Origin of the sequence: Mangrovibacter phragmitis (assembly GCF_001655675.1) — a bacterium.
In the GTDB taxonomy this organism is placed as follows: Bacteria; Pseudomonadota; Gammaproteobacteria; order Enterobacterales; family Enterobacteriaceae; genus Mangrovibacter; species Mangrovibacter phragmitis.
The window spans coordinates 1-2,280 of sequence record NZ_LYRP01000024.1 but is presented as its reverse complement, the minus strand read 5'-3'; the positions used below and the strand labels follow the sequence as shown (position 1 = coordinate 2,280).

Annotated in this window: 1 rRNA gene; it reads left to right on the top strand. The window is 54.1% G+C overall.

The features are described 5' to 3' along the window. Window positions 1–2,280: ribosomal RNA gene (locus A9B99_RS15525) — 23S ribosomal RNA — on the top strand; the annotation flags it as partial.

The window sequence follows — 2,280 nt, the reverse complement described above, 5'->3', positions numbered from 1 at the left end:
AAAAATCAGGCAGTGGAGCGTTTTGGGGTGGGGTGACTGCGTACCTTTTGTATAATGGGTCAGCGACTTATATTCTGTAGCAAGGTTAACCGTATAGGGGAGCCGCAGGGAAACCGAGTCTTAACCGGGCGTCCAGTTGCAGGGTATAGACCCGAAACCCGGTGATCTAGCCATGGGCAGGTTGAAGGTTGGGTAACACTAACTGGAGGACCGAACCGACTAATGTTGAAAAATTAGCGGATGACCTGTGGCTGGGGGTGAAAGGCCAATCAAACCGGGAGATAGCTGGTTCTCCCCGAAAGCTATTTAGGTAGCGCCTCGTGAATTCATCTCCGGGGGTAGAGCACTGTTTCGGCTAGGGGGCCATCCCGGCTTACCAACCCGATGCAAACTACGAATACCGGAGAATGTTATCACGGGAGACACACGGCGGGTGCTAACGTCCGTCGTGAAGAGGGAAACAACCCAGACCGCCAGCTAAGGTCCCAAAGTCATGGTTAAGTGGGAAACGATGTGGGAAGGCCCAGACAGCCAGGATGTTGGCTTAGAAGCAGCCATCATTTAAAGAAAGCGTAATAGCTCACTGGTCGAGTCGGCCTGCGCGGAAGATGTAACGGGGCTAAACCATGCACCGAAGCTGCGGCAGCGACACTGAGTGTTGTTGGGTAGGGGAGCGTTCTGTAAGCCGGTGAAGGTGTGCTGTGAGGCATGCTGGAGGTATCAGAAGTGCGAATGCTGACATAAGTAACGATAATGCGGGTGAAAAACCCGCACGCCGGAAGACCAAGGGTTCCTGTCCAACGTTAATCGGGGCAGGGTGAGTCGACCCCTAAGGCGAGGCCGAAAGGCGTAGTCGATGGGAAACAGGTTAATATTCCTGTACTTGGTGTTACTGCGAAGGGGGGACGGAGAAGGCTGTGTCATCCGGGCGACGGTTGTCCCGGTTTAAGCGTGAAGGTGGAGTGACCAGGCAAATCCGGTTRCTCATTAACACTGAGGCGTGATGACGAGGCACTACGGTGCTGAAGTGACAGATGCCCTGCTTCCAGGAAAAGCCTCTAAGCTCCAGGTAACACGAAATCGTACCCCAAACCGACACAGGTGGTCAGGTAGAGAATACCAAGGCGCTTGAGAGAACTCGGGTGAAGGAACTAGGCAAAATGGTGCCGTAACTTCGGGAGAAGGCACGCTGACATGTAGGTGAAGTCCCSYGCGGATGGAGCTGAAGTCAGTCGAAGATACCAGCTGGCTGCAACTGTTTATTAAAAACACAGCACTGTGCAAACACGAAAGTGGACGTATACGGTGTGACGCCTGCCCGGTGCCGGAAGGTTAATTGATGGGGTCAGCGCAAGCGAAGCTCCTGATCGAAGCCCCGGTAAACGGCGGCCGTAACTATAACGGTCCTAAGGTAGCGAAATTCCTTGTCGGGTAAGTTCCGACCTGCACGAATGGCGTAATGATGGCCAGGCTGTCTCCACCCGGGACTCAGTGAAATTGAACTCGCCGTGAAGATGCGGTGTACCCGCGGCAAGACGGAAAGACCCCGTGAACCTTTACTATAGCTTGACACTGAACATTGAGCCTTGATGTGTAGGATAGGTGGGAGGCTTTGAAGTGTGGACGCCAGTCTGCATGGAGCCAACCTTGAAATACCACCCTTTAATGTTTGATGTTCTAACCTGGCGCCRTAATCYGGCGTGGGGACAGTGTCTGGTGGGTAGTTTGACTGGGGCGGTCTCCTCCTAAAGTGTAACGGAGGAGCACGAAGGTTGGCTAATCCTGGTCGGACATCAGGAGGTTAGTGCAATGGCATAAGCCAGCTTGACTGCGAGCGTGACGGCGCGAGCAGGTGCGAAAGCAGGTCATAGTGATCCGGTGGTTCTGAATGGAAGGGCCATCGCTCAACGGATAAAAGGTACTCCGGGGATAACAGGCTGATACCGCCCAAGAGTTCATATCGACGGCGGTGTTTGGCACCTCGATGTCGGCTCATCACATCCTGGGGCTGAAGTAGGTCCCAAGGGTATGGCTGTTCGCCATTTAAAGTGGTACGCGAGCTGGGTTTAGAACGTCGTGAGACAGTTCGGTCCCTATCTGCCGTGGGCGCTGGAGAATTGAGGGGGGCTGCTCCTAGTACGAGAGGACCGGAGTGGACGCATCACTGGTGTTCGGGTTGTCATGCCAATGGCACTGCCCGGTAGCTACATGCGGAAGAGATAAGTGCTGAAAGCATCTAAGCACGAAACTTGCCCCGAGATGAGTTCTCCCTGACTCTTT